Annotated in this window: 27 protein-coding genes; 15 read left to right on the top strand and 12 right to left on the bottom strand. The window is 70.1% G+C overall.

Going from position 1 to position 24,763, the window contains the following annotated elements; genetic code table 11:
- Positions 1-2: 2 nt before the first annotated feature.
- Entirely contained in the window at positions 3-1,373 is a 1,371-nt protein-coding gene (gene pmbA, locus ACT54X_RS10330; RefSeq protein ID WP_476346370.1) for a metalloprotease PmbA, read from the bottom strand.
- 61 nt (positions 1,374-1,434) lie between these two features.
- Between pmbA and yjgA the strand changes: the two genes are divergently transcribed.
- Both yjgA and mog read left to right on the top strand, forming a co-directional pair.
- On the top strand, positions 1,435-2,091 hold the full coding sequence (gene yjgA, locus ACT54X_RS10325) for a ribosome biogenesis factor YjgA (RefSeq protein WP_294367494.1): 657 nt from the start codon (positions 1,435-1,437) through the stop codon (positions 2,089-2,091).
- Complete coding sequence (mog, locus tag ACT54X_RS10320) at positions 2,091-2,690, top strand: molybdopterin adenylyltransferase (RefSeq protein ID WP_294367491.1); 600 nt, start codon at positions 2,091-2,093, stop codon at positions 2,688-2,690. The genes yjgA and mog overlap by 1 nt, the downstream gene beginning before the upstream one ends.
- Before the next feature lie 48 nt (positions 2,691-2,738).
- Here mog and ACT54X_RS10315 read toward each other — a convergent pair whose 3' ends face one another.
- Positions 2,739-3,395 (bottom strand): glutathione S-transferase, encoded by a 657-nt coding sequence (locus ACT54X_RS10315; protein WP_234196590.1) that lies wholly within the window; start codon positions 3,393-3,395, stop codon positions 2,739-2,741.
- A 117-nt stretch (positions 3,396-3,512) separates the two neighbouring features.
- On the opposite strand from ACT54X_RS10315, the gene ACT54X_RS10310 reads away from it, so the two are divergent.
- Complete coding sequence (locus tag ACT54X_RS10310; RefSeq protein WP_294367486.1) at positions 3,513-4,739, top strand: polyhydroxyalkanoate depolymerase; 1,227 nt, start codon at positions 3,513-3,515, stop codon at positions 4,737-4,739.
- An 82-nt stretch (positions 4,740-4,821) separates the two neighbouring features.
- Here the strand turns inward: ACT54X_RS10310 and ACT54X_RS10305 are convergent, their stop codons facing one another.
- Positions 4,822-5,289, bottom strand: coding sequence for a CBS domain-containing protein (locus tag ACT54X_RS10305; RefSeq protein WP_294367484.1), 468 nt, complete (start codon positions 5,287-5,289; stop codon positions 4,822-4,824).
- Positions 5,290-5,448: 159 nt separating this feature from the next.
- Between ACT54X_RS10305 and ACT54X_RS10300 the strand changes: the two genes are divergently transcribed.
- Complete coding sequence (locus ACT54X_RS10300) at positions 5,449-6,759, top strand: O-acetylhomoserine aminocarboxypropyltransferase (RefSeq protein ID WP_294367482.1); 1,311 nt, start codon at positions 5,449-5,451, stop codon at positions 6,757-6,759.
- A 1-nt stretch (position 6,760) separates the two neighbouring features.
- Positions 6,761-7,564, top strand: a complete 804-nt coding sequence (locus tag ACT54X_RS10295; protein ID WP_294367479.1) for an alpha/beta fold hydrolase — start codon at positions 6,761-6,763, stop codon at positions 7,562-7,564.
- Here ACT54X_RS10295 and ACT54X_RS10290 read toward each other — a convergent pair.
- From ACT54X_RS10290 to ACT54X_RS10275, 4 genes are all read right to left on the bottom strand, one after another.
- On the bottom strand, positions 7,557-7,970 hold the full coding sequence (locus ACT54X_RS10290; protein WP_294367476.1) for a YgiW/YdeI family stress tolerance OB fold protein: 414 nt from the start codon (positions 7,968-7,970) through the stop codon (positions 7,557-7,559). The genes ACT54X_RS10295 and ACT54X_RS10290 overlap by 8 nt on opposite strands.
- Positions 7,971-8,112: 142 nt before the next feature.
- The gene (locus tag ACT54X_RS10285) at positions 8,113-9,468 is read right to left on the bottom strand and encodes a sensor histidine kinase (protein ID WP_294367474.1); all 1,356 of its coding nucleotides are present in this window, start codon (positions 9,466-9,468) and stop codon (positions 8,113-8,115) included.
- Positions 9,465-10,124 (bottom strand): response regulator transcription factor, encoded by a 660-nt coding sequence (locus ACT54X_RS10280; RefSeq protein WP_294367472.1) that lies wholly within the window; start codon positions 10,122-10,124, stop codon positions 9,465-9,467. The genes ACT54X_RS10285 and ACT54X_RS10280 overlap by 4 nt, the downstream gene beginning before the upstream one ends.
- 43 nt (positions 10,125-10,167) lie before the next feature.
- Entirely contained in the window at positions 10,168-10,539 is a 372-nt protein-coding gene (locus ACT54X_RS10275; RefSeq protein WP_294367470.1) for a thioredoxin family protein, read from the bottom strand.
- 93 nt (positions 10,540-10,632) lie between these two features.
- Between ACT54X_RS10275 and ACT54X_RS10270 the strand changes: the two genes are divergently transcribed.
- The gene (locus tag ACT54X_RS10270) at positions 10,633-10,986 is read left to right on the top strand and encodes an Mpo1-like protein (RefSeq protein ID WP_076510521.1); all 354 of its coding nucleotides are present in this window, start codon (positions 10,633-10,635) and stop codon (positions 10,984-10,986) included.
- A 43-nt stretch (positions 10,987-11,029) separates the two neighbouring features.
- On the opposite strand, the gene ACT54X_RS10265 is transcribed toward ACT54X_RS10270, so the two are convergent.
- Positions 11,030-12,304 carry a YihY family inner membrane protein gene (locus ACT54X_RS10265; RefSeq protein WP_294367466.1) on the bottom strand — a complete coding sequence of 425 codons (1,275 nt, stop codon included), beginning with the start codon at positions 12,302-12,304 and terminating at the stop codon, positions 11,030-11,032.
- 62 nt (positions 12,305-12,366) lie between these two features.
- On the opposite strand from ACT54X_RS10265, the gene ACT54X_RS10260 reads away from it, so the two are divergent.
- Genes ACT54X_RS10260 through ACT54X_RS10235 form a run of 6 tightly spaced genes read left to right on the top strand, consistent with a single transcriptional unit; the run spans position 12,367 to position 17,314 of the window.
- Positions 12,367-12,774 carry a DUF2069 domain-containing protein gene (locus ACT54X_RS10260; protein ID WP_294367464.1) on the top strand — a complete coding sequence of 136 codons (408 nt, stop codon included), beginning with the start codon at positions 12,367-12,369 and terminating at the stop codon, positions 12,772-12,774.
- Positions 12,775-12,778: 4 nt separating this feature from the next.
- A complete protein-coding gene (locus tag ACT54X_RS10255; protein ID WP_294367463.1) occupies positions 12,779-14,209 on the top strand; it encodes an FAD-binding oxidoreductase in 1,431 nt (476 codons plus the stop codon).
- Between the two features lie 35 nt (positions 14,210-14,244).
- The gene (locus tag ACT54X_RS10250; protein ID WP_294367461.1) at positions 14,245-15,030 is read left to right on the top strand and encodes a tRNA-uridine aminocarboxypropyltransferase; all 786 of its coding nucleotides are present in this window, start codon (positions 14,245-14,247) and stop codon (positions 15,028-15,030) included.
- A 27-nt stretch (positions 15,031-15,057) separates the two neighbouring features.
- Positions 15,058-15,879 (top strand): thymidylate synthase, encoded by an 822-nt coding sequence (locus ACT54X_RS10245; RefSeq protein ID WP_234196576.1) that lies wholly within the window; start codon positions 15,058-15,060, stop codon positions 15,877-15,879.
- Positions 15,880-15,892: 13 nt separating this feature from the next.
- A complete protein-coding gene (locus ACT54X_RS10240; RefSeq protein ID WP_294367458.1) occupies positions 15,893-16,393 on the top strand; it encodes a dihydrofolate reductase in 501 nt (166 codons plus the stop codon).
- A gap of 30 nt (positions 16,394-16,423) precedes the next feature.
- Entirely contained in the window at positions 16,424-17,314 is an 891-nt protein-coding gene (locus ACT54X_RS10235) for a LysR family transcriptional regulator (RefSeq protein ID WP_294367456.1), read from the top strand.
- Positions 17,315-17,389: 75 nt separating this feature from the next.
- Here ACT54X_RS10235 and cuyB read toward each other — a convergent pair whose 3' ends face one another.
- Positions 17,390-18,178: a cysteate racemase gene (gene cuyB / locus ACT54X_RS10230; RefSeq protein ID WP_294367454.1), complete on the bottom strand. Its 789-nt coding sequence runs from the start codon at positions 18,176-18,178 to the stop codon at positions 17,390-17,392.
- A 118-nt stretch (positions 18,179-18,296) separates the two neighbouring features.
- On the opposite strand from cuyB, the gene ACT54X_RS10225 reads away from it, so the two are divergent.
- Both ACT54X_RS10225 and ACT54X_RS10220 read left to right on the top strand, forming a co-directional pair.
- Entirely contained in the window at positions 18,297-18,842 is a 546-nt protein-coding gene (locus ACT54X_RS10225) for a nucleoside 2-deoxyribosyltransferase (RefSeq protein ID WP_294367452.1), read from the top strand.
- On the top strand, positions 18,839-20,638 hold the full coding sequence (locus ACT54X_RS10220; RefSeq protein ID WP_294367450.1) for a sensor domain-containing diguanylate cyclase: 1,800 nt from the start codon (positions 18,839-18,841) through the stop codon (positions 20,636-20,638). Before ACT54X_RS10225 ends, ACT54X_RS10220 begins: the two co-directional genes overlap by 4 nt.
- Before the next feature lie 77 nt (positions 20,639-20,715).
- Here the strand turns inward: ACT54X_RS10220 and ACT54X_RS10215 are convergent, their stop codons facing one another.
- Both ACT54X_RS10215 and phaC read right to left on the bottom strand, forming a co-directional pair.
- Positions 20,716-21,894: an acetyl-CoA C-acetyltransferase gene (locus ACT54X_RS10215; RefSeq protein ID WP_294367449.1), complete on the bottom strand. Its 1,179-nt coding sequence runs from the start codon at positions 21,892-21,894 to the stop codon at positions 20,716-20,718.
- A 41-nt stretch (positions 21,895-21,935) separates the two neighbouring features.
- Positions 21,936-23,669: a class I poly(R)-hydroxyalkanoic acid synthase gene (gene phaC, locus ACT54X_RS10210; RefSeq protein WP_294367448.1), complete on the bottom strand. Its 1,734-nt coding sequence runs from the start codon at positions 23,667-23,669 to the stop codon at positions 21,936-21,938.
- A 97-nt stretch (positions 23,670-23,766) separates the two neighbouring features.
- Here phaC and ACT54X_RS10205 point away from each other — a divergent pair, with 97 nt between their 5' ends.
- Positions 23,767-24,075, top strand: a complete 309-nt coding sequence (locus ACT54X_RS10205; protein ID WP_476346360.1) for a hypothetical protein — start codon at positions 23,767-23,769, stop codon at positions 24,073-24,075.
- Here the strand turns inward: ACT54X_RS10205 and pgeF are convergent.
- The gene (gene pgeF, locus ACT54X_RS10200; RefSeq protein WP_476346358.1) at positions 24,004-24,756 is read right to left on the bottom strand and encodes a peptidoglycan editing factor PgeF; all 753 of its coding nucleotides are present in this window, start codon (positions 24,754-24,756) and stop codon (positions 24,004-24,006) included. The two genes, ACT54X_RS10205 and pgeF, sit on opposite strands and share 72 nt — an antisense overlap.
- Between the last annotated feature and the right edge of the window lie 7 nt (positions 24,757-24,763).

Genomic DNA, 24,763 nt, shown 5'->3' with positions numbered 1-24,763 from the left:
CCTCAGGCCCCGGCCACCTTCATGCGGTCGATCAGCATCGACCCGACCGTCTTGGCGCCGTAGTTGTAGGCGTCGGCCCCCACGGCCTGGATGCCCATCAGCATCGACTTGAGGTTGCCGGCGATGGTGATCTCCTGCACCGGGAAGGCGATCTGCCCGTTCTCGACCCAGAAGCCGCTCGCGCCGCGCGAATAGTCGCCGGTGACGTAGTTGACGCCCTGGCCCATCAGCTCGATGACGAACAGGCCGGTGCCCAGCTTGCGCAGCATGGCGTCCAGGTCGTCGGCCGGGTCGGTCAGGCGCGAGCGCAGCGTCAGGTTGTGCGAGCCACCGGCATTGCCCGTGGTCTTCATGCCCAGCTTGCGGGCCGAATAGGTCGACAGGAAGTAGCCCTCCAGCCGTCCGGCGTCGACCACGGTGCGCGCGCGGGTGATCACACCCTCGTCATCGAAGGGCGCGCTGCCCTTGCCGCGGCGGATGTGGGGGTCTTCCGTCACGTCGATGTGCGAGGGCAGCACGTCCTTGCCCAGCGAATCCAGCAGGAACGTACTGCGCCGGTACAGCGCGCCGCCGCTGACGGCCTGCACCAGGCCGCCCAGCAGGCCCGCAGCCAGGGGCGACTCGAACAGCACCGGACATTCGGTGGTCTTGATCTTGCGCGACTTCAGGCGGCTGAGCGCCCGCTCGGCCGCATAGCGGCCCACGGCCTGCGGCGAGGCCAGTTCGTCCGCCGAGCGCATTGAGCTGTACCAGGCGTCGCGCTGCATGTCGTCGCCGCGCCCAGCGATGGGCGCGACCGAGATCGAATGGCGCGAGCTGGCATAGCCGCCGCGGAAGCCATGCGTGTGCGCACTGAAGAAATGGCTTTGCTGGGCCGACACGCCCGCGCCTTCGCTGTTGGTGATGCGCCGGTCGGTGGCCAGGGCCGCCGCCTCGCATTCGAGCGCCAGCCTGGCGGCGCCTTCGCTGTCGATGGCCCAGGGATGGAAGAGGTCGAGCTCCGGATGGTCCTTGGCGATGTCCGCTTCGTCGGGCAGGCCCCCGACCGGGTCCTCGGCGGTGAAGCGCGCGATGTCGTAGGCCGCCTGCACCGTCTGGCGGATGGCCGCTTCCGAGAAGTCGGAGGTGCTGGCGTTGCCGCGCCGGTTCCCCACGTAGACGGTGACGCCCAGCGACTTGTCGCGGTTGCGCTCCACGTTCTCGAGCTGACCCTTGCGCACCGAGACGCTCAGTCCGCAGCCTTCGGACGCCTCGGCGCCGGCATCGGTGGCACCCAGCTTCTTGGCATGGGCCAGGGCGGTGTCGACCAGGTTCTCGAAGTAATCTCGGCTGTAGGCGAAGCCGCTTTCCGCGCGCGAAGTGGTGGTGCTCATGTGAGGGACAATGATAGCGACGCGCCCCCGATGGCCGGGCGGCGCACCCAATTCCCCCGCCATGCCCCGCAAACCCAAAAAAGGCTACTTCGTCCGTGGCCAGTTCGTCGCCGAAGGCAGCGAACTCGACATCGAATACAAGCGCGAGCTCAAGGGCGGCATCGAGACCAGCAAGACCGACCTCAAGCGCGAAAGCGCCGAAGTGCAGGCGCTGGGCGAGGCCCTGCTCACGCTGCGCGGCGAAGCCCGCGAGCGCCTGCGACTGCCCGATCGGCTCATCGAAGCCCTCAAGGAACTCGGCCGCATCACCAACTTCGAAGGCCGCCGGCGGCAGTCGCAGTTCGTAGGCAAGCTGATGCGCAAGCTGGACCCCGAGACGCTGGAGGCCGTGCGCACCGCCCTCGACGAGCAGGCCCGCGGCCCCGCCCATGCCACCGCCATGCTGCACGAGGCCGAGCAATGGCGCGAGCGCCTGCTGGCCGACGACGATGCCCTGGGCGCCTGGATCGAGACGCACCCGGGCACGGACGCCCAGCAGATGCGGGCCCTGGTGCGCCAAGCCCGCAAGGACCACCAGGCCGGCAAGCCCGGCGAGGCGCCCCGCCAGGGCAAGGCCTTCCGCGAGCTGTTCCAGCGCATCCGCGAGCAACTGTCGGTGCATGGGGACGACGACCATGCCGACCAGGCCGCGGCCCAGTCGCGCGAGGAAGACGCCTGATGGACGGCGCCGATTTCGCGCCGGTCAGGATCGGCATCGTCTCGGTCAGCGACCGCGCCAGCAGCGGCGTCTACGAGGACAAGGGCCTGCCCGCGCTGCAGGACTGGCTGACGCGGGCGCTCAAGAACCCCATCGCCTTCGAGCCGCGGCTGATTCCTGACGAGGCCGAGCGCATCAGCGCCGCGCTGGTCGAGCTGGTGGATGCCGGCTGCAGCCTGGTGCTGACCACTGGCGGCACCGGCCCCGCCCTGCGCGACGTCACGCCCGAGGCCACGCTGGCCGTCGCGCACAAGGAGATGCCCGGATTCGGCGAACAGATGCGGCAGATCGGCCTGCGTTTCGTGCCCACGGCGATCCTGTCGCGCCAGGTGGCGGTGATCCGCGATCGCAGCCTGATCATCAACCTGCCCGGCCAGCCCAAGTCCATCGCCGAGACGCTGGAGGGCCTCAAGGCGGCCGATGGCAGCCAGATCGTGCCCGGCATCTTCGCGGCCGTGCCCTACTGCATCGACCTGATCGGCGGGCCCTACCTCGAAACGCACGACGACGTCTGTAAGGCATTCCGGCCCAAGTCGGCGATTCGGCCGGCCCGCGACTGAGCACTTTTCTTCCCTGCCCGCCTGGCCACGCCAGGCGCCGGCACGCGCTCAGAACTCCGCGTCGAGCTCGTCGATCTCTTCGGGCTCCTGCAGGGCCGCGGCCATCCATTCGCGCATGGCCGGCAGTTCCAGCACCTGCTGGCTGTAGGACGCGCACAGGTCGTCCAGCGCCACGCCGTAGCTGCGAAAGCGCGTCACCACCGGCGCATACATCGCATCGGCCAGGCCCGGCCGATCGCCGAAGAGGAAGGGGCCGCCATAGGTCGACAGGCATTCGCGCCAGATCGCCACGATGCGGTCGATGTCGGCCTGTGCGCGCGACCACACCTTGAAGTCCTTGAAGCGGGCCTTGATGTTCATGGGCAAGGCGCCGCGCAGGGCTGAGAAGCCCGAATGCATCTCGCCGCAGATCGCCCGGCAGTGGGCGCGGGCGGCTGCATCGGTTGGCAGCAGGCCGGCCTTGGGGAAGTTCTCGTGCAGGTACTCGCCGATGGCCATGGTGTCCCACACCCGGATGCCCCGATGCTCCAACGAGGGCACGAGCATGGACGAGGACAGCAACAGCATCTCCGCCTTCATGGCCGGATCGTCGGGCGGGATGACCTTCTCGACGAAATCCAGACCCGCCAGCCTGCACATCAGCCACCCGCGGAGGGCCCACGCGCCGTAGTTCTTGCTGCTGATGGTGAGAACGGCCTTGGCCATGTCGAATGCTCCAGTCGGTGACTCCACCGGCAGCAGTGCAAAGCCTGTGCCAGAACAGTGCATGGGCCGCAGCCGGCCTGTGCACCGGCTTGGCCCGCAACTTGCCTTGACCGGGGCATGCTGTACCAGGCCTATCAAATGCAGGCCGACCTGCTGTCGCCGCTGCGGCAGCTGTCGCACTTCTTCGGACATGCCCTCTTTGCCGCGGGCAACGAGCGCACCATTCCCCGGCGCCTGTCGGCGGCGATGGACGTCTTCGACCGGCTCAAGCTCACCCACCAGCGTCCCGACTACGGCATCCGCGAGGTGACGACCAACGGCGAGGCCGTGCCCGTGGTCGAGGAAAAGGCCCTCCAGGCCCCTTTCGGCACATTGCTGCGCTTTCGCAAATTGCGGCCGGCCGATGCACCAGCGGAGCCCCCCGTGCTGCTGGCCGCACCGTTGTCGGGCCATTTCGCCACCCTGCTGCGCGAAACGGTGCGCACCCTGCTGCGCGACCACGACGTCTACATCACCGACTGGCACAACGCGCGCGATGTGTCGCTGGCCCATGGCCGCTTCGGCCTGGACGAGTACACGCTGCAGCTGATGGACTTCCTGCGCGCGGTCGGGCCTGGCGTGCACCTGGTGGCGGTGTGCCAACCTTGCGTGGCCGCCCTGGCCGCCACCGCACTGATGGCCGAGGACGACGACCCCGCCGCCCCGCGCAGCCTGACGCTGATGGCCGGGCCGGTGGATTGCCGCATCAACCCGACCCAGGTCAACCGGCTGGCCACCGAGCGGCCCATCGACTGGTTCGAGCGCAACCTGATCAGCCATGTGCCGCTGCCGCATGCCGGCTTCATGCGCCGGGTTTACCCGGGCTTCGTGCAGCTGTCGGCGTTCATGAGCATGAACATGGAGCGGCACAAGGAGCAGTTCCGCCGCCTCTATGCCCATCTTGTCGAGGGCGAAATGGACAAGGCCCAGGCGATCCGCACCTTCTATGAGGAGTACTTCGCCGTCAACGACCTGCCGGCCGAGTTCTACCTGGAGACGGTGGAGCGGGTCTTCCAGACCTACGACCTGCCGCGCGGCGAACTCACCGTCGCCGGCCGCCGCGTCGACCCGCGGGCCATCCGACGCACCGCCCTGCTCACCGTGGAGGGCGAGCGCGACGACATCTGCGCCGTGGGCCAGACGGTAGCGGCGCAAGACCTGTGCAGCAGCATCCGGCCCTACCTCAAGGCGCACCACCTGCAGGCGGGCGTGGGCCACTACGGCGTGTTCAGCGGCAGCAAGTGGAATGCGCAGATCTATCCGCAGGTGCGCGAAACAATCCATCAAGCCGCTGAACTGGGGTGACGTCCTTCTGTCGCCTCCACACGGCCGCAAAAAAGCCGCGTACCCGAGCAGGCGACGCGGCTTGTCTTGACGCGGCCTCGCCTCAGAGCGAGGGCTGGTTCTGCGCGTTCTCTTCTTCCGCAGGCCAGTCGCGGATGTAGGCCTTGAGCATCTTGTTCTCGAAGTTCTGGCTGTCCACCACGGCCTTCGCCACGTCGTAGAAGCTGATCACGCCCATCAGCATCCGCTTGTCCATCACCGGCATGTAGCGGGCATGGCGCTCCAGCATCATGCGGCGGACCTCGTCGAGGTCGGTCCCGTTGGTGCAGGTCAGCGGCGCATCGTCCATGGCCGTACGCACCCGGGTGTCGCCGATGGCGCCGCCGTTGCGCTGGAGCTGCAGGATGACCTCGCGGAAGGTGAGCATGCCGACGAGGTCGCCATGGGACATGACCACCAGCGAGCCGATGTCCTTGTCCGCCATGATGCCCACCGCCTCGGCCAGCGGATCGTCGGGGCCGATCGTGTAGAGCGTGTTGCCCTTCACGCGCAGGATGTCGCTGACTTTCATCGGGATGCTCCTCAAGAAACCGTCCTGAAAATATAGCCCACAATCCCTTGCGACTGGCGCCCGGCCTCGACACTTTTCTCAGGGCCAGCCCGCAGGTACTGACAAGGAGACACGCTTGATACCTCGCCTTTGCGCACGCCCCATGCTCGGAGCCCAGCCATGAGCGGCTATTCCGACCCCGGCTTCGACACCCTGGCGCTGCATGCCGGCGCGGCGCCCGACCCGGCCACCGGCGCCCGCGCGGTGCCCATCCACCTGACGACCTCCTTCGTCTTCGAGTCCAGCGACCATGCGGCGGCGCTGTTCAACCTGGAGCGCGCGGGCCACGTCTACAGCCGCATCAGCAACCCGACCAATGCGGTGCTGGAGCAACGGGTGGCGGCGCTCGAAGGCGGCATCGGCGCCATCGCGACCGCCAGCGGCCAGGCCGCACTGCACCTGGCCGTGGCCACGCTGATGGGCGCGGGCTCGCACATCGTGGCCAGCACGGCGCTCTATGGCGGCTCGCAGAACCTTCTGCACTACACGATGCGGCGCTTCGGCATCGAGACCACCTTCGTCAAGCCCGGCGACATCAACGGCTGGCGCGCCGCCATCCGCCCCGAGACGAAGCTGCTCTTCGGCGAGACCGTCGGCAATCCCGGCCTGGATGTGCTGGACATTCCCACCATCGCCCAGATCGCGCGCGAGGCCAAGGTGCCGCTGCTGGTCGATTCGACGCTCACCTCGCCCTACCTCATCAAGCCCTTCGACTGGGGCGCGGACCTGGTCTACCACTCCGCCACCAAGTTCCTGTCGGGCCACGGCACGGTGATCGGCGGCGTGCTGGTCGACGGCGGCAGCTTCGACTGGGAGGCCTCCGGCCGCTTTCCCGAGCTGACGCAAGGCTACGACGGCTTCCACGGCATGGTGTTCAGCGAGGAGAGCACCGTGGGCGCCTTCCTGCTGCGCGCGCGCCGCGAAGGCCTGCGGGACTTCGGCGCGGCCATGAGCCCGCACACGGCATGGCTGATCCTGCAGGGCATCGAGACGCTGCCGCTGCGCATGGAGCGCCACGTGGCCAACACCGAGCGCGTCGTGCAGTTCCTGGCCAGCCACCCCTTCGTCTCGCGCGTGGGGCATCCGCTGCTGGAATCGCACCCCAGCCATGCACTGGCCGGTCGCCTGCTGCGCGGCGGCGCGCGCGGCGCGGGGGCGGTGTTCAGCTTCGACATCAAGGGCAGCCGGGCGCAGGGCAAGGCCTTCATCGAGGCGCTGCGGCTGTTCAGCCACCTGGCCAACGTGGGCGACTGCCGCTCGCTGGTGATCCATCCGGCCAGCACCACGCACTTCCGCATGAGCGACGAGGCGCTGGCAGGCGCCGGCATCGGCCAGGGGACGATCCGCCTGTCGATCGGTCTGGAGGATGCGGACGACCTGATCGACGACCTCAAGCGCGCCCTCAAGGCTGCCGAGAAAGCGGGAGCCTGAGATGGAATTGCAGGTCAACGGCCACCGCGCCTATGCCTATACCGGCGGCAAGCCCTTCGACGCCGCCAGGCCCACCGTCGTCTTCATCCACGGTGTGCTCAACGACCACAGCGTGTGGATCCTGCAGAGCCGCTGGTTCGCGCACCACGGCTGGAACGTGCTGGCGGTGGACCTTCCCGGCCACTGCCGGAGTGAGGGCGCGCCGCCCGCCTCGGTGGAGGCGGCGGCCGACTTCGTGCTCGCGCTGCTCGATGCCGCTGGCGTGGGGCGCGCCGCGCTGGTGGGCCACAGCTTCGGCTCGCTGATCGCCCTGGAGGCGGCGGCGCGGGCGCCGGATCGCATCACGCATCTGGCACTGGTGGGCACGGCCTATCCGATGGTGGTGTCGCCAGCGCTGCTGGAGAGTTCGCTGAACGCGCCGCAGAAGGCCATCGACATGGTCAACGTGTTCTCGCATTCCATGTTGGCGCCGCCGCCCTCCTCGCTCGGACCGGGCACCTGGCTGATGGGCGGATCGCGGGCGCTGATGCGGCGGGTGCTGGCGAGCAACACGGCCGTCAACGTCTTCCACACCGGCTTCAAGGCCTGCAACGACTATGCGGGCGGGGAGGCGGCGATGGAGAAGGTACGCTGCCCGGTGCTCTTCCTGCTGGGCGGCGCCGACCAGATGACACCGCCGCGCGCCACCAAGGCGCTGCGCGACAAGGCGCCGGGGGCCCGCGTGGTGACGGTGAAGGCCGGCCATGCCCTGATGAGCGAGGCGCCCGACGCGGTGCTGTTCGCGCTGCGCGACTTCCTCAGTTGAGGACGATCAGGCGCTCGACCTCCACCTCGGTGGTGCGCAGGCCCTTCTCGAATTCGCCGTGCAGTTCCACGCGCTGCTCGGCGCCCAGCGTGCGGCCGGCCGGGAAGTGCTGTGGCTCGATTTCCACGCGGATGCGGCCGGTGTCGTCGGCGAAGGTGTAGTTCTCGCCACCATCGTGCGACACGATGCGGCCCTGCAGCCGCACCTGCTGGTCGTCACGGCCGCTGTCGAGCAACTGGCGCACGGTGCTGACGGGCACGGTGCTGGGGCCGCTGTAGCCGCCGGTCGCTGCGGCCACCAGGGTCGGCGCGGCGCTCTGTGCGGAGGCGGCACTGCCTGCGGCGCCGGCCGTACCGGCGGCCAGCAGCGAGAGGGCGAGGGTCGAGGCGAGGATGGAAGAACGCATGGTGCAAGGCTCCTGAAGAGGGTGGGACGAAGCCGGTTCGGCTGGACGAATCCGACGGGACGAAGGCTGTGCCCGGAATCCCGGGCCAGTGAAGCCATTGGGCGGCCCGAAGATGAAGGCCAACTGATGGCCTCGGTGCGTGTCAGCGTGGCGGGAAGTCCACGATGGCCGAGAGCCCCTGCCCGTCCAACCCTTCCTCGAAATGCAGCCGCGCCCCGTGCAGCGCCGCGATGCGCGCCACGATGGACAGGCCCAGCCCGTTGCCCGGCTGGCCGCTGCCCAGCACGCGGAAGAAGCGCTCGCCCAGCCGCCGGCGCTGCGCAGGCGGCACGCCGGGCCCGTCGTCGCGCACGGCCAGGCGCGCGCCGCCGCCAGGCAAGGCGGTGCTTTCCACGCGGATGCGCGTGTCGGGGCCGCCGTAGCGGCGGGCGTTGTCGATCAGGTTGCGCACCAGCGTGGCCAGCAGCGCTGGATGGCCGACGATGACCGGAACCGACAGTGCCGTCCCGACGCGCACAGTGTCGGCAGGCGCCGCGCCGGGGCCGCCACGGCCCGGCCCGGCGCCGGCCAGCGCCTCGTCCACCAGGGGCGCCAGCGACACCGGCTCGACCGCCTCCAACGTCTTCACCGGGTCCAGCCGCGCCAGCGCCAGCAGGCTTTCGACCAGCTGCGTGCTGCGGTCCACGTCGGCCCGCAACTGCTGCGCTTCCTCCGCCGGCAGGTGGCCTTGGCGGGCGAGCAGTTGCACGCGGTTGCGCAGGGCGGCCAGCGGCGTGCGCAGCTCGTGCGCGGCGTCACTGGTGAAGCGGCGCTCGTTTTCCATCGCCATCCCCAGGCGGGCCAGCAGGCCGTCCAGCGCGCCGAGGATGGGACGCAGCTCCTGCGGCATGCCTTGCGCGTCGACGGGCGTCAGGTCCTGCGGCGACTTGGCGGCGATGCCGGCGGCGGCCGTCTCCAGCGGCCGCAGAAACCGGCGGATGGCGAACCAGCACACGGCCACCAGCAGCAGCAGCAGGCCCAACGCCGGCCAGGCCAGTCGCTCGGCGATGTCCTCCAGCAGGTCCAGTCGCTCCTCCCAGGGCTGGCCGACCTGGGCCTGCAGACCGGTGGCGGGGTCGCGCCGCACATGCACGCGCCAGTAGTGGCCGTCCACCCGCACGTTGTAGTGCTCGTCGTCACCCGCGAGTTGTGCGACGAAGGGCGTCGCCGGCGCGTCCTTGCCACGCTGCAGCACGCGGCCGTCGGGCGACACCAGCTGGTAGTAGATGCGCAGGCGCAACCCATCGCTGCGCGCGCCGGCCGCCGCCGTGGCGGGCTCGCGGCCCAGGCGCAGCACGAGCTGGGCGCTTTCCTCCAGCGCCTCGTCGAAGGTCTCGCTCACGCCATGCCAGGCCACCTGGATGACGATGGCCAGACTGACCAGCCAGACCACCACGCTGGCGGCCACGACGGTGGCCAGCAGGCGGCGGCGCAGGGACCAGGGGCGGTCCGCCCTCATGCGGGCGCCAGGCCGTAGCCCTGGTTGCGCACCGTCGTGATGAAGCCGCTGCCCAGCTTGCGCCGCAGGTTGTAGATGTGGACCTCGATGGCGTTGCTTTCCACCTCTTCGCCCCAGCCGTAGAGCGCCTCCTCGATCTGCGCGCGGCTGAGGATGTGGGTGGGTCGGCGCATCAGCGCTTCGAGCACGGCGAACTCGCGCGCCGTCAGCGACACGGGGGCGCCGTCCCGCGTCGCGCGCTTGGCGACCGGGTCGAGCGTGACGCCCCCATGCTGCAGCACTGGCGTGGGCTGCCGGGCTTCGCGCCGCAGCGCCGCGCGCACACGGGCGGAAAGTTCTTCGAGGTCGAAGGGCTTGACCAGGTAGTCGTCGGCGCCCAGGTCCAGGCCTTCGACGCGGTCGGCCAGGGTGTCGCGAGCGGTGATGAGCAGGACGGGCAATGTGGCGCCACGGGCGCGCAGGGCCTGCAGCACGCCGTCGCCATCGAGCCCGGGCAGGCCCCGGTCGAGCAGCACGCACTGGTAGTCGTGCGTGGCCAGCGCCGTCACGGCCTGGTCGCCGCGCAGCAGCCAGTCCACCGCGTGGCCATCCATCTGCAGCCACGACTGCACGGTGGCGCCCAGCGAGGCATCGTCTTCGACCAGCAGGATCCGCATGGAGGCAGCCTAGGGTCCGAGGATGAAGTGAATCTGAGGCCCGTCACGCCCCGTCGACGGCGAAGGCATCGTCCTGCCGCGCCGCCAGCGCCTGCAGCAGCGCGGTGACCGCGGCATCGGCGGGCCGGGCCGCGGGCGGCGACTCCAGCATGCGCGCCAGGGTGCCGGCGTGCGGCAGCATCGGGCCCAGGAAGTGCACGCCCTGCGGCCCCGCCAGCAGCAGCGTGGGAAAGGTCTCGACGTCGAATTCGTCGGCCAGGTCGGCATGGTCCTCCACGTCGACCCAGGCGAAGCGCAGCTGCGGATGCGTGCGCTGGGCCTCGGCGAACAGGGGGCGGTAGTCACGGCAGGTGCCGCACCATTCGGCGCACAGGCACACGGCCCAGGTGGAATCGGCTGCGGGGGCGTCGGTCACGGTGCGGGCGTCAGGGTCTTGGGAAGGGGCTTTGGCCACGGAAAAGGCCGTCGCTATTATGGGCAACGCCCTCCGAGGCGACAGGAGACTGCGATGAATCCCTCCCCCGCCGCCACGCGCACGCCGGCCGGTGCCGCCGTCGATCCGCGCCAGTTCTCGAGCTTTGCCGAGTTCTACCCCTTCTACCTGAGCGAGCATGCAGACCGCACCTGCCGGCGCCTGCATTTCATCGGCTCCACGCTTGCGCTGGCCAGCCTGGCGGTGCTGGTGGTCACGGCCAACCCGTGGTGGCTGCTGGGCGCGCTCTTCGCGGGCTATGGCTTCGCCTGGGTCGGCCACTTCGCCTTCGAGAAGAACAAGCCGGCCTCCTTCAAGCGGCCGCTCTACAGCTTCATGGGCGACTGGGTGATGTACCGGGACATCTGGGCGGGGCGCGTCAAGCTCTGATCGGGACAGCGCAGGGAAGCCGCCCGAACGCGGCCGCGGACACTCAGGTGCCCACACCACCCGCCAGCGGGATGCCTTCGGCAGAGCCCGGCGAGCGCTCCGACGCCAGCGCGTCGGCCAGCGTCAGGCGCGCCAGCGGGGCCCGCTCCCACATCGGCTCCAGCACCGGCTTGCGAGGCAGGAGCAGCGCCTCGACCATCGGCGCCAGCGGCGTGACGGACGGGTCGACCAGCAGCACGTAGCGCGGATCGCCGCTCGCCGGCTCCTCGGCCAGCGGCGCCACCCAGTCGAGCGATACCAGCGCCTCGATGACCGGGGCCAGCTGCAGCACGTCGGCCCGCAGACGCTTGGCCATCTCCTGCACCCCCATCCCGCGCGCGGGCCCCTTGCGGGCCTGGGCCAGCAGGCGAAGCGCCTCGATGCCGAGCTGCATGGGCCAGCCCGGCCGACCACCGCGCCGGGCCACGCCAGACAGCAGGATCGGCAAATAGGCCGCGATCACCGCACCCAGCAGCACGATCACCCAGGCGGTGTAGATCCAGATCAGCAGGATGGGCGCGGTGGCGAAGGCGCCATAGAGCACCGAGTACGTGGGCACGAAGCTCAGATACCAGGCCAGCACCCGCTTGGCCACCTCGATGGCCGCCGCGACGAACAGGCCACCCGCCCAGGCATGGGCCCAGCGCACCTGTGTGTTCGGCACATAGTGGTAGAGCGAGGCCATGCCCAGCGCCAGCAGCAGGAACTCCGCCCCATCGAACAGCCAGCGCAGGTTCAGCCCAGACTCGCCGATCAGCCCGCGCGAGGCACTGAACACGTAGGCCGTGGTCGACAGGCTCACCGCCAGCAGCAGCGGGCCCAGCGTGATCGAGGCCCAGTAGATCAGCACCCGCTGCGCCAGGGGCCGCGGCCGCTGCACCCGCCAGATGCCATTGAGCGTCTTGTCGATGGTCAGGATCAGCGCGATGGCCGTGATCAGCAGCACCCCGAGGCCCACGATGCCCAGCCCGCTGGCCGCACCGGCGAACTGCGTCAGGTAGCCCAGCACCTGGCGCGCGATGTTCTCGGGGATGAGGCTTTGCACCAGCCAGCGCTGCAGCCGGTCCTGCAGCGTGGCGAAGATGGGGAAGACGGTAAACAACGCCAGTGCCACCGTGAAGAAGGGCACCAGGGCGATGGTGGTGGTGAAGGTGAGGCTGCCGGCCGTCAGGGCCAGCCGATCGTCGCGGAACCGCTCGCCCAGCACCGCCGCGGTGCTGCGCCACGGAAAGCGCGTGAGATCCCTCCAGAGCCGATGGCGAATCATGCTGGGTATCATGCCACCGCCTTTCGACACCCCCGCCGCGCCCGTCTGCCGCGGCCTCTTTTCCTCCCCCCGGTTTGAACACGTCCTCCGCCCCTCCCTCGGCCTCCGTCGTCGCCACGCGCGTGCTGGCGGTGGGCTGCCTGCTGGGGCTCATCGGGCTGGGCCTGGCCTGGGAGCTCTGGCTGGCGCCGCTGCGCCCCGGCGGCAGCTGGCTGGCGCTCAAGGTGCTGCCCCTGCTGGTTCCGCTGGCGGGGCTGCTCAAGTGGCGCCTGTACACCTATCGCTGGCTGAGCCTGATGATCTGGCTCTATTTCACCGAAGGCGTGGTGCGCGCCTGGAGCGACACGCTGCCGACGAGCCGCGCCCTCGCGGGCATCGAGATCGCGCTGTGCCTGCTGCTCTTCGTGGCCTGCGCCTGGCATGTGCGCCTGCGGCTGCGGGCCGGCCAGCGGATGCGCGCTGCCGATCCATCGACTTCCTGAAACCATGACAACCCCTGCCCTGATCGAATCGCTGCGCGCCATCGTCGGCGCCGCCCATGTGCTGACCGACGGCGACCTCACCGCCTACGAACAGGACTGGCGCAAGCGGGCCCGCGGCAAGGCGTTGGCCGTCGTGCGCCCCGGCAGCACCGCCGAGGTGGCGGCCGTGGTCAAGGCCTGCGCCGCCGCCGGCACGGCCATCGTGCCCCAAGGCGGCAACACCGGCCTGGCGGTGGGCTCCATCCCCGACGAGAGCGGCAGCCAGGTGGTGCTGAGCCTGGCGCGCATGGCCGGCGTGCGCGAGATCGACGCGGCCAACCTCACCATCACCGTGGAGGCCGGCTGCGTGCTGCAGGTGCTGCAGGAAACGGCGGCCAAGGCCGGCTTCCTGTTCCCGCTGAGCCTGGCCGCCGAAGGCAGCTGCACCATCGGCGGCAACCTGGCGACCAACGCGGGCGGCACCCAGGTGCTGCGCTATGGCAATGCCCGCGAGCTGTGCCTCGGCCTGGAGGTGGTGACGGCCCAGGGCGAGGTGTGGGACGGCAGCAGCGGGCTACGCAAGGACAACACCGGCTACGACCTGCGCGACCTGATGGTCGGCAGCGAAGGCACGCTGGGCATCATCACGGCCGCCACGCTCAAACTCTTTCCGCAGCCGGCGGCGCGGCTCACGGCCTGGGCGGCGGTGGGCTCCTTCGAGGACGCCGTGCAGCTGCTGGGCCAGGCCCAGCGGCACCTGGGCGCAGGCCTGACGGGCTTCGAGGTGATGGGCCGCTTCGCCCTCAGCCTGGTGCGCCGGCACATGCCGCAGCTACGCGTGCCCTTCGCCGACGAGGCGGGCGACGGCCATCCCTACTTCGTGCTGCTGGAGAACTCCGACAGCGAATCCGAGGAACACGCCCGCGCCCGCTTCGAATCGCTGCTCGAATCGGCCTTCGAATCCGGCTCCGTGGCCGATGCCGTGGTGGCCGAGAACCTGTCGCAGGCGCACGAGCTCTGGCACATCCGCGAGAGCATTCCGCTGGCCCAGGCCGAGGAGGGGCTCAACATCAAGCACGACATCTCATTGCCGGTGTCGCGCATCCCGGCCTTCTGCGCCGAGACCGACGCCCTGCTGGCGCGCGAGATTCCGGGTGTGCGGCTGGTCAACTTCGGCCACCTGGGGGATGGCAACCTGCACTACAACGTCCAGGCGCCCGCCGAAGGCGATGCCAAGGCTTTCCTGCGCGAACAGGAGAAGCGGGTGAACGAAATGGTCTACGCCCAGGTGCAGAAGTTCGGCGGCTCCTTCTCGGCCGAGCACGGCATCGGCAGCCTGAAGGTCCAGACGCTCGAACAGCACAAGTCGCCGGTGGCGCTGGGCATGATGCGTGCCATCAAGTCGGCGCTGGACCCACAGGGCCTGCTCAATCCGGGCCGGGTCCTGGCCGCCTGAACGCCTGCGCGACCCGGAGCCTGGGACACTCCTGCATGCCCCATGCCGTCGCCCGCCTGCGTGCGGACCGTCTCGCGCGCAGCACCAAGCCCTTCATGGCGCGCGGCGGCTTCAAGCGCGAGCGTTGTCCGGCCTGCCGCCTGGTGCCCAGCCACTGCATGTGCGCCCTGCGGCCGGCGCTGGCCGTGCGCGCGGGCGTGTGCCTGCTCATGGCCGACATCGAGCCGCTCAAGCCCACCAACACAGGCTGGCTGGTGGCCGACGTGGTGCCCGACACCTTCGCCTTCGGCTGGACGCGGACGCAGCCCGACCCGGGCCTGCTGGCGCTGCTGCGCGACCCGCAATGGCAGCCGCTGGTGGTGTTTCCCGGCCAGTACGCCGCGCCCGAGCGTGTGGTCGAAGCCGTGCCTCCGGCTGCGGCGGCGAACGGTGAGGACGGTCGGCGCCCGCTCTTCGTGCTGCTGGACGCCACATGGACCGAGGCGCGCAAGATGTTCAGACGCAGCCCGTACCTCGATGCCTTCCCGGTGCTGAGCCTGTCGCCGACCAAGTCGTCCCAGTACCGCCTGCGCCAGACCTGCCACGAGCACCACCTCTGCACCAGCGAGGTCGCAGCGCTGTGCCTCGAACTCGCCGACGAGCCGCTGGCGGCCTGCGTGCTCGACGCCTACCTGGACGTCTTCACCCATCACTACTTGCAGGCGAAGAACCAGCAACCGGTCGACCCGGACGGCAGCGCCCGGCAACGGCTGCGCGCACTGTCATCAGCGCCGACCACTGATCCCGGCGCGGGCGACGCGCGCCCGGAGGGCGCCTTCTAGAATCCGGCCTGCTTTTGCGACCGCCCCATGACCCGCGCCGACACCCACCCCATCCGCTCCCAGTACGAAGACTTCATGCGCCATGTGGACACGCATGGCGTCTTCAAGAGCGACCGCACCGGCACCGGCACCAAGAGCGTGTTCGGCCACCAGATGCGCTTCGACCTGCGCGAAGGCTTCCCGCTGGTGACCACCAAGAAGGTTCACCTCAAGTCCATCATCCACGAGCTGCTGTGGTTCCTGGCCGGTTCGTCCGACAACAACTGGCTGCGCGAGCGCGGCGTGACCATCTGGGACGAATGGGCGCGCGAGGACGGCGACCTCGGCCCGGTGTACGGCGTGCAGTGGCGCAGCTGGCCCACGCCCGATGGCGGTCACATCGACCAGATCGCCCAGGTGGTCGAACAGCTCAAGACCAACCCCGACTCGCGCCGCATCATCGTCAGTGCCTGGAACGTGGCCGAGCTCTCGAAGATGGCGCTGATGCCCTGCCACGCCTTCTTCCAGTTCTATGTGGCCGAGGGGCGCCTGTCGTGCCAGCTCTACCAGCGCAGCGCCGACATCTTCCTTGGCGTGCCCTTCAACATCGCCAGCTATGCGCTGCTGACCCACATGCTGGCGCAGCAGTGCGACCTGGAAGTCGGCGACTTCATCTGGACCGGCGGCGACTGTCACATCTACAGCAACCATGCCGAGCAGGTGGCGCTGCAGCTCTCGCGCGAGCCGCGGCCCTACCCGACGCTGCGCATCAAGCGCCGGCCGGCCAGCATCTTCGACTACCAGTTCGAGGACTTCGAATTCGAGGGCTACGACCCGCACCCGGCCATCAAGGCGCCGGTGGCGGTCTGATCCAGGCGCTGCCATGTCGAAGGGCCGCCTGAACCTGATCTACGCCCGCGCCGCCAACGGCGTCATCGGCCGGAACAACGCCCTGCCCTGGCACCTGCCCGAGGACATGGCGCACTTCCGCACGCAGACCCGCGGCTGCCCGGTCATCATGGGCCGCCGTACCTGGGATTCGCTGCCGCCGCGCTTCCGGCCGCTGCCGGGCCGCACCAACATCGTCGTCACGCGGCAGGCGGCCTGGCAGGCCGAGGGCGCCGTGCGCGCACACAGCCTGGCCGAGGCCATCGCCGCCGCCGGCGATGCGCCGGAACTGTGGGTGATCGGCGGGGCCCAGCTCTACGCCGAGGCCGCGCCCATGGCCCGGCGCGCCGTCGTCACGGAAATCGACCGCGACTACGAGGGCGACGCCTTCGCGCCGGTGCTCGATGCCGGCTGGAGCGAAACGGCGCGTGAATCACACGTCAGCTCCGCGCTCGAGGGGTTGCGCTTTGCCTTCGTGACCTACGAGCGGGGCTGAGCGGCCGCCCGGCGTCCGCTGCGTCCGCCGATGAAACTCAAGCACCTCGAGGTCTTCCACGCCGTCATGCTGACGGGCAGCGTGAGCGCCGCCGCGCGGCTGCTGCATGTGACGCAGCCAGCTGCCACGCAGACGCTGCAGCATGCCGAGCTCCAGCTGGGCTATGCCCTCTTCACGCGGCAACGCAACCGGCTGGTGCCGACGGCCGAGGCGCAGGCACTGTATGCGGAGGTGCAGCCGCTGATGGCACAGCTGGAGCGGGTGCGCCGCGTCGCGCTGGCGCTCGGACGCGACCAAGGTACGCCGCTACGGGTGCTGATCGTGCCCTCGCTCGCGGTGCGGGCGCTGCCCGATGCGCTGGCCGTCTTCAAGCGCCGCCATCCCGAGATGCCGGTCACCATCCGCACCCTGCATTCGCGCGAGATCGCGCAGGCCATGGCGCTGCACGAGGGCGACGTGGGCATCGTCTACGGCAGCGCGCCGCATCCGGCACTGCACGAGGAGGCCATCGCGAGCGGCCGGCTGGTGTGCGTCTCGCGGGTGGACCATGCCGGGGCCGACACCCGCGCCACCGTGGCGCTGGACGAGGTGCTGCGCAGCCCCATCATCCGCATCGACGAGCGCGACCCCATCGGCACCATGCTGGCCGAACAATGGTCGCGGCTGGGCGTGGCGCCCACGGGCGGCATCACGGTGCAGACGCACCACATCGCGCTGGTGCTGGCCGAACAGGGTTTCGGTCCGGCCATCGTCGACTCCTTCACCGCCCAGGCCCGGCGTGACGAGGCCCTGCATGTGCGCACGCTGCTGCCGGAGATCGCGGTGGAGGTGCGGGCGCTGCTGCCGCAAGGCGTGCGCTCGCCGCGGCCGGTGGCCGACTTCCTGAAGGCGCTGCGGGCCGTCACCGCCGAGCCTCGCTGAGCGGTCGGCTGTACCCACGCAGGGCCGGAAGGCCGGCAGGACCGGGCAGCGGCGGGCTCGTCGACGCGGGCGGGATCAGGCCGACGCCTTCTGCCGCACCGGTTCACCTGCGCGTTGTGCCAGCGCCCAGGCCACCGTGGCCCGCGCCAGGGCGGCCGTTGCATCGATGACCGGCAACCCGGCACGAGCGGCATCGAGCACCAGCGGAATCTCGGTGCAGCCCAGCACCAGGATGCGCGCGCCGCGGTCGGCCAGGGCCTGGGCGGCCTGACGCAGGCAGGTTTCGCCCTGTGCCAGATCGCCGGCCTTGATGGCCTGGATGCCTGGCACCACCCACCGTGCCAGTTCGTCCGGCGTCGGCATCTGCCAGTGGACGGAGGCGCCGGCGCGCCGGACGTACAGGCCCGACGCCAGCGTGGCCGGCGTGGCCAGCAGACCGAGCGCGGCCCCGGGCGGGGCCTGCCGCACAGCCTCGTCCAACGCGACATCCACCAGGTGGAGCATCGGCAGGCCGAGCGCGGCCTGCAGCGGCTCGAACCACAGGTGCGCCGTGTTGCACGGCATGACCAGCAGCCGAACGCCCGCATCCGCCAGCCGCCTGGCGCTGTCCACGAGCGCAGGCAGCGGCGACACGCCCTCGCCCAGGAAGGCGGCGGTCCGGTCGGGAATCTGGGGGATGGAGCTGACCAGCAGCGGCAGGTGATCCTGGTCGCAGCGGGCGGGCGTCGCGGCCAGCACCTTGTGCATGAAGTCCAGGGTCGCGAGCGGCCCCATGCCGCCCAGGATGCCGATGGGGGCCAGCGAGGGCGTGTCGCCGCCAGCCTCGGGCGCGGTCATCGTCGGCAAGGAGGCGGCAACAGGCATGGACCGATGCTAGGTGGCCGCCCGAGGCCGCGGCCATCGCGTCTGCGGCGGCAGCCATCAGCACGGCTTATGGTCTTCGTCATCCCCAAACGCACGTCGGACCGCGAAAATGCGCGCGATGAATGCAGACCCCCTGCGCCCGCGTGTCTACCTGGCGGGCCCGGACATCTTCCGGCCCGACCATCCGGCCGTGTTCCGCGAACTCAAGCGGCTGTGCAGCGCCTGCGGCCTGGAAGGCGTGGCGCCTTCCGATGCCCACATCGACCTGGCCGGTGCCGTGGGCGACGACGAGCAGGCCCGCCGCATCTACCAGGGCAACATCGACCTGATCCACAGCTGCAGCGGCGTGATCGCAAACCTGCAGTGCTTCCGCGGGCTGGAGCCCGATTCGGGCACGGTCTTCGAGGTCGGTTTCGCCATCGCGCTGGACAAGCCGGTGGTCGCCTACGGCGTGCCGGCGGGCAGCTATGCCGACCGGGTCCAGGCCGCACGGCCCTGCGGCACCGACAGCCACGGCGTGCTGCGCGAGCAGGCGGACGGCACCGAGGTCGAGGGCCGGGAACAGCGGCTGAACCTGATGCTCACGGGCGCCACGCCCTTGGCCGAGGACGCCGCCAGCGCGATCCGGATGCTCGCCCGTCTGCTGGGGGCCGGCGCCCCATGAGGCCCGGCGCCGCGGCAGGCGCACGCCACTGGCGCAGGCTGTGCCTCGGCGCGCTGCTGTGGCTGGGCCTGGCGGCCTGGGCCGTGGCGCAGGGCATCGTCCCCTCGCCGTCCGAGCGACTGGCGCCCGCGGCCATCGGCCGCCAGGCCGGCGGTCTGCCCCTGGCCTGGCACCTGCAGGTGCTGGACGACACCAGCCGCACGCTCACGCTCGACGAGGTGCGCCGGCCCGAGTGGCAGTCGCGTTTCATGTTGCCGGAGGATCCGCTGCGGGGCCGCGAGGCCGATCGGGTGCTGTGGTTCAAGTTCCAGCTGCGGCTGGCCGATCCGGCCGACGCGCCGCAGGAATGGCTGCTGCTGGTCCCTTCGGTCTCCACGCACGAGATGCGGTTCTACGGCCCCTTCGCGCCCGACGGCCATGCGCTGGCCGAGCCCGTGGTGACGGGCATGCGGCATCCCTGGCGCACGCGCCAGGCCTCGTCCGAACAGATGGCCTGGCGCTTCCACCTGCCCGACGCGCAGCCCTATACGGTCTATGTGCGGGCGGAATCCACCTTCGCCCGCGTCTACGACATGCGCGTCTGGCGCACCGCCGATTACCTGGAATCCACCCAGGACAAGCGCATGTTCGACGGCATCAGCTACGGCATCCTCATCGGCCTGCTGGTGTACGGCCTGGTGCTGCTGCTGGTCTTCGGCGAGGCCATCTACGTCTACTACCTGCTGTCCTGCCTGTGCGCGCTCGGTGCCATCGCCGGCTTCAACGGGCACCTGCTGCGCTACCCCTTCGCCAACTGGCCGGCAGCGGCGGGCGTCTCCTACACGCTCATGCCGGCGTTGTGGGCGATCTGCAAGCTGCAGTTCGGGCGACGGCTGCTCAACCTGCGGCAGTTTGCGCCGTGGCTCGACCGGCTGGTGGTCGCCCTGCTGGCTGCGCTGGGCGTGGCCGCCGTGTACGGCCTCTTCGGGCCGCATCCGCTGCTGACCTTCAACCTGGTGCAGGCGTCGGTGGTGCTCGCCTCGGCCGTCCTGCTCGCCGGCGCGATCGTGGCGGGGCGGCGCCGCTACTGGCCCGCAGTGCTGTACTGCGTGGGCGTGGCCCTGCTGCTGCTGACCGTGGGGGCCATCGTCTTCGCCAGCTGGGGATTGATCGACTGGAAGCCCGGTCACATGAACCTCACGCAAGGTGCGCTGGTGCTCGAACTGGTCGTGTTCGCCGTGGCAGCCGCTTCGCGCCTGCGGCTGGTGCTGCGCTCGGAACAGGCGCTGGCCGCCCACAACCTGGAGCTGGTGGACGCCTTGCGGACCGACTCGCTCACGGGCGTGGCCAGCCGTGCCGGCCTGGAGGTGCAGGCCGATCGGTGGCTGCGCGAGGGGCGCCCCTTCGCCGTGCTGCTGCTGGATCTGGACGGTTTCAAGGCAGTGAATGACCGCCACGGCCATGCGGCCGGCGACGCCGTGCTCGCGGCGCTGGCCGGCCGCCTGCGCGAGTCGGTGCGCGACTCGGACCTGGTGGCCCGCCTAGGCGGCGACGAATTCGCCTTGCTGGTCGCGGGCGATCCCCATCGCGATGCGCTTGCCGCCCTGGCGCAGCGCCTGCTCGGCCAGGCCGCCCTGCCCGTGGACTGGGAAGGCCAGGGCCTGCGCGTCGGCATGAGCATCGGCATTGCCTGCCGCCCGCAGGACGGCGACAGCCTGGACGCACTGCTGCGCGCCGCCGACCGCGCGATGTACCACAGCAAGCAGCAGTCGCACGCGCCCGGATTCAGCTTCGCGGGCGACATGTCCGCGCCCTGAAAGCACAAGGCCCGGACATGCCGGGCCTTGTGGGAGGGTGGCGCCGCCGGCCTTGGGGCCAGCGGCGGCGCCGGGGTTCAGCGCTCGATGGTCAGCGCCACGCCCATGCCGCCGCCGATGCACAGCGAAGCGATGCCCTTCTTGGCATCGCGGCGGGCCATCTCATGCAGCAGCGTCACCAGGATGCGGCAGCCGGAGGCGCCGATCGGGTGGCCCAGCGCGATGGCGCCGCCATTGACGTTGACCTTGCTGGTGTCCCAGCCCATTTCCTTGTGCACGGCGCAGGCCTGGGCGGCGAAGGCTTCGTTGATCTCCAGCAGGTCCAGGTCGGCGGCCTTCCAGCCGGCGCGCTCCAGCGCCTTCTTCGAGGCCGGCACCGGGCCCATGCCCATGATGGCCGGGTCGAGGCCAGAGGTGGCGAAGCTGGCGATGCGGCCCAATGGCGTCAGGCCCAGGGCGGCAGCCTTCTTGGCGCTCATCACCACCACGGCGGCGGCGCCGTCGTTCAGGCCCGAGGCATTGCCCGCCGTGACGCCACCGGCCTTGTCGAAGGCGGGACGCAGGCCGGCCAGGCCGTCGGCGCTGGTCTTGCGGTTGATGAACTCGTCGGCGTTGAAGACCACCGGGTCACCCTTCTTCTGCGGGATGTTGACGGCGGTGATCTCGTCCTTGAACTTGCCCGCGTCCTGGGCGGCCGCCGCCTTCTGCTGGCTGGCCAGGGCCAGTTCGTCCTGGGCGGCGCGGCTGATGTCGTACTGCTTGGCCACGTTCTCGGCCGTGATGCCCATGTGGTACTGGTTGTACACGTCCCACAGGCCGTCCACGATCATGGTGTCGACCAGCTTCCAGTCCCCCATGCGCTGGCCGTTGCGGGAGTTGGGCAGCACGTGCGGCGCCAGGCTCATGCTTTCCTGGCCGCCGGCCACCACGATCTCGCTGTCGCCGGCGTTGATGGCCTGGGCGGCCAGCATCACGGCCTTCAGGCCCGAGCCGCAGACGGCATTGATGGTCAGGGCCGGCGTCTCCTTGGCGCCGCCGCTCTTGAGCCAGGCCTGGCGGGCCGGGTTCTGGCCGGCACCGGCGGCCAGAACCTGGCCCATGATCGCCTCACCCACCTGGCCGGCCTCGACCTTGGCACGGGCCAGGGCTTCCTTGATGACGATGGCGCCCAGCTCGGTGGCCGGGATGCCGGCCAGCGAACCGCCGAACTTGCCGATGGCGGTGCGGGTGGCCGAGACGATGACGATGTCTTCCATGGTGCTCTCTCTTCAGTGAAATCGTTGGGAAGGAAAAGGGATCAGGCCTTGGCCTTGACGTAGCGGCCCGGCGCCGGCTCGATGGCCTTGTAGGCCGCGCCGTTGCCATAGGCCTTGGGTGCGGGGACCTGCTTGCCGGCATGGCGCTTGAGCCAAGCGTCCCAATCGGTCCACCAGCTGCCCGGGTATTCGGTGGCGCCTTCCAGCCACTCGGCATGCGTGGGCGGAAAGCTGTCGTCCTCACGCAGCCAGTGGCTGCGCTTCTTCTTGGCGGGCGGATTGATCACGCCGGCGATGTGTCCCGAGGCGCCCATCACGAAGCGCATCGGCCCCGACAGCAATTGCGTGGTGGCATAGGCGCCGCCGATGGGCACGATGTGGTCCTCGCGCGAGCCGTAGATGTAGGCCGGGATGTCGATGCGGCCCAGGTCCACCTTCTCGCCGCAGACCGTGACCGCGTCCTTGTCGGCAAGCTTGTCTTCGAGGTAGGTGTTGCGCAGGTACCAGGCGTACATGGGGCCCGGGAGGTTGGTGGCGTCGCTGTTCCAGTACAGCAGGTCGAAGGGCGGCGGCGATTCGCCCTTGAGGTAGTTGCCCACCACGTAGTTCCAGACCAGGTCGTTGGGCCGCAGGAAGCTGAAGGTGGCCGCCAGGTCGGCGCCGGGCATCAGGCCACCCTGGCCCATCTGCATCTCGCGGAAGCGCACGAAAGCCTCGTCGATGAAGACGTCAAGGATGCCGGTGTCCTCGAAGCGCAGCAGCGTGGTCAGGAAGGTGACCGAGGCCGCCGGCTTCTGGCCGCGCGCCGCGAGCACGGCCAGCGCCGTGCCCAGGATGGTGCCGCCCACGCAGAAGCCCAGCACGTTGATCTTGCCGCCGCGCTTGTCCTGGCCGCTGATGGCCTGTACGGCGCCGATGGCGGTGATGGCGCCCTTCTCGATGTAGTCGTCCCAGGTGGTGTGGGCCAGCGACTCGTCGGGATTGCGCCAGCTGACGACGAAGGTGCGGTGGCCCTGCTCGACGGCATGGCGCACCAGGGAGTTGTCGGGCTGCAGGTCGAGGATGTAGAACTTGTTGATGCAAGGCGGCACCAGCAGCAGCGGACGCTCGTGCACCTTGTCGCCCAGCGGCTTGTATTCGATGAGCTGGAACAGCTCGTTCTCGAACACCACGGCACCTTCGGTGGTGGCCACGTTGCGGCCCACCTCGAAGGCGCTCTCGTCCGTCATGCTGACATGGCCCTGGCGCATGTCGTGCATGAGGTTCTGCATGCCGCGGGCGATGCTCTCACCTTGGGTCTTGAGGGCTTTCTGCTGCGCCTCGGCATTGAAGGCCAGGAAGTTGCTGGGCGCTGAAGCCGCCATCCACTGCTCGACCGCGAAGCGCAGCCGGGCCTGGGTCTTGGCGTCGGCCTCGACCGCCTCGGTCATGGCCAGCAGGGTGCGGGCATTGAGCAGGTAGGCCGCGGCCGAAAAGGCGGCCATGGGATTGGCGGCCCAGCCTTCGCCCGCGAAGCGCTTGTCGCCCGGCGGCGGCACCGACAGGCCCTGGCGCCACAGGGCACCGGCCTCTTCCACATACTGCTGCTGGATGGCCTGCAGGCGACCCGGGTCGAAGGAGAAGCGCGGCAACTCGGGCTGCGCGGCGCCGCCGAAGCTGCCGCCATTGCCGAGCTGGCCGAAGGCGCTCATCGCCTTGCCCCAACCATCGGTCAATGCCTGCTGAAACGGCCCGAACATGGCGTTCATCTGGGCCTTCGCGTCTTGCTGGTTCATGGAGTCTCCGGTGCCTCACCTGACGGATGGTCCGGCGGAGTATCCTGCATTTTCGAGACCCCTCTTCCCCCGGAAAGCCTACCTCTAAAGCCGACCCGTGTTCCTCCATCTCGTCGTGATCGCCTGGCTCTACGTGGCCGTGATGATGGCCGTGGCCGAGGCCACGGCCACCAACGGCAGCCTGCTCGGCGCCATCGTCACCTTCGTGCTGTACGGGCTGCTGCCCATGGGGATCGTGGGCTACATCCTCGCCACGCCGGCGCGGCGTCGGGCCCGGCGCGCGCGGGAGGCCGCGGCAGAGGGGGCGAACGCGCGGCCCGTGCAGCCGGGCGCTTCAATCCCGCCAGATGAGGGCCGCGAAACGGCCACTGACGCGCCCATCGCGCCGGTACGAAAAGAAGACTGAGGGATTGCCGACGGTGCACCAGGCGGCGCTGCCGTCGTTGCCATGCACGTCCCGCACGCCCAGCGCAGCCAGGCGGCGTCGCGCCAAGGCCGGCAGGTTCGCCAGCCATTTGCCCTCGGCGGCGCCCGGCACGAAGCAGGCGTGAGCGCCTTCGTCGCGTGCCAGGAAGGCCACGCGCACCTCGGGCCCCACCTCGAAGGCCGTCGGACCGATGCAGGGCCCGAGCCAGGCCAGCAATTCGCTGCCAGCGTCGAAAGCAGCGCAGGCGCTGTCGAGCACGCCTGCGGCCAGGCCGCGCCAGCCGCAATGGGCGGCGGCCACGCGCCGGCCCATCGCATCGGTCAGCAGCACCGGCAGGCAGTCGGCCACCATGATCGTGCAGGCGATGCCGGGCTCGGCGGTCGTGCAGGCATCGGCTTCGAGACCGTCCGGGCTTGTCGCGTCGAGCGGCGCGCAGGCCGTGCCATGCACCTGCTGCAGGTAGACAGGGCGCACGCCGGCGGCCTCAGCCAGCCGGGCGCGGTTCTCGGCCACCGCCGCCGGGTCGTCGCCCACATGCGTGCCCAGGTTCAGGCCCGCCCAGCCGCCACCCTGCGCGCTTCCGGACACGCCGCCGTCGCGCGTGGTGCACAGGGCATGCACGCCAGGCGGCGCCGGCCAGTCGGGGCAAATCAGTTGCATGCCCGCG

The sequence above is a fragment of the Pseudacidovorax sp. DMC4 genome, assembly GCF_056314265.1.
The sequence above is the reverse complement of the archived record's forward strand: the minus strand, read 5'-3'. Positions and strand labels throughout refer to the sequence as shown.